Source organism: Bradyrhizobium sp. WSM4874 (assembly GCF_055811835.1).
Genome location: NZ_JBVVPR010000050.1, coordinates 1 through 1,694, shown reverse-complemented (window position 1 = coordinate 1,694; position 1,694 = coordinate 1). Strand labels below are relative to the sequence as shown.

Here is a 1,694-nt window from a genome sequence, read left to right as displayed (position 1 = left end):
TCCAATCCCCCCCCCCCCCCCGCGGGGGGGGTCGGGGCCCCCTTTTTTGCCGGGGGGGGCCCCCGGGCCCGGGGGGGGGGCCGCCCGCGCCCGGAGGTGCTGCATTGCGCACCAGCATGTCGCGCGAGGGCGCGATCACGCCGGAGAGGAATCCCGCGGCTGCCATCGTGGCGGTCAGCGCCCAGCCCGGCAGCGTGACCAGCGCGATCAGCAGCACGATCGCCGCGTTCGCGGCAAAGCAAGCGGCGGCGACATAGCCGTGGCGCTCGGTGTGGTCGGCAAGGAAGCCGCCCGCGAGCACGCCGGCGGCGCTTGCACCGAGGAAAGCGGTGAGCGCGACATTGGCCGCGGAATGGGTCACGCCATAGCCACTCATCAGCGCCACCACGCCGAAATTGTTGATGCCGGCGACCGACAGGCTGAGCAGCATGAACAGCGCCGTGAGCGTGATCAGCGCCGGCGTGATCACGGCCTGTTTTGGTGCGTTCTCGGCGCCCGGCTTCGTCTTGTGCGCGACGGCATCGGGCATGTTCATCGTCACCAGCAACAGCGCAACCAGAACGCCGATCGCGCCCGATGCGATCAACGCACCGGTACCGCCGGATACGATGACCAGCGCGGCGACGATCGCCGGTGCCACCGCGCCGCCGAAATAGCCGGCAAAGGTGTGGATCGAGAAGGCGCGGCCCATCCGCGCTTCGTCCATGTGCTCGGCGAGGATGGCGTAATCGGCGGGATGGTAAACGCTATTGGCGAGCCCGAGCAGCACGGCGCAGGCGATCAGCGAGGCGTAGCTCAGGTGCAGGCCGAGCAGGATCAGCGCGAAGCCGCCGAGGGTGAGGCCGCCCAGCAAAATCTTTCGGGCGCCAAAATGGTCGACGAGATAGCCCGTCGGTGCCTGCGTCAGCCCCGACACCACGGCCGACACGGTCAGGGCAAAGCCGAGCTCGACATAGCCGACGCCGAGTTGATTCTTGAGGAAGGGAAACAGCATCGGCAGGACCAGCAGATGGAAATGGCTGACCCAATGCGCGATCGAAATTCCCGTCAGCGTGCGTAGCGCGCTGTCCGCCTTGCCTTGTTGCGGTGCGGCGAGAACGTCGACCATTGCAGTTCCGTTTCACGTCCTTTGGAGACGCGCAAACTATCGGGCAGAGCGGTTATTTGTCCATGAACGCAGGCGCATGGCAGTAGCGCGGACGGGGGAAGTGAGGGGCAGGACGCTTCCGCATCGTCGTCCCGGCGAAGGCCGGGACCCATAACCACAGGGAGGAGTTTGGCGGAGGATCGTCGTTGGGTACTGCGACCTACCTCGATCGAGAGATCACGCGGTATGGGTCCCGGCCTTCGCCGGGACGACACTGATGATGTGGCGCCAGCGCGCGACTAAGGCGCTGTCTGCGCTACCCCTCAAAACGGCTCGTCATCCGGCCCGTAGCGGTCGCGCTTCGGTGTCGCGATGTCGCCGTCTTCGTAATCATCGTCTTCGGTGTCGCGCGGAGGCGGCGGCTTCTTCGCCTTGTCTTTTGCTGGCGTGTCGCCCGCAATTTTGGGCGGCGCGCTCGACTTGCCGATCTTGGCCATGGCTGGTCCCGGATGGTGATGCTGCATCCGTCCTAGCATTACAGTTGCTTTTGTTGCGGGCTTCTGAATCCATGGGCAACCATGATTCGAATGTCGTGGGCGCGGGCCGC

General features: G+C 66.0%; 2 protein-coding genes. Both read right to left on the bottom strand.

The features are described 5' to 3' along the window. On the bottom strand, positions 1–1,108 hold a 1,108-nt coding region (locus AC0L3P_RS33525), incomplete at its 3' end, for an MFS transporter (RefSeq protein ID WP_473308572.1). A gap of 302 nt (positions 1,109–1,410) precedes the next feature. Next, complete coding sequence (locus AC0L3P_RS33520) at positions 1,411–1,584, bottom strand: hypothetical protein (protein WP_275168520.1); 174 nt, start codon at positions 1,582–1,584, stop codon at positions 1,411–1,413. Positions 1,585–1,694 lie beyond the last annotated feature (110 nt).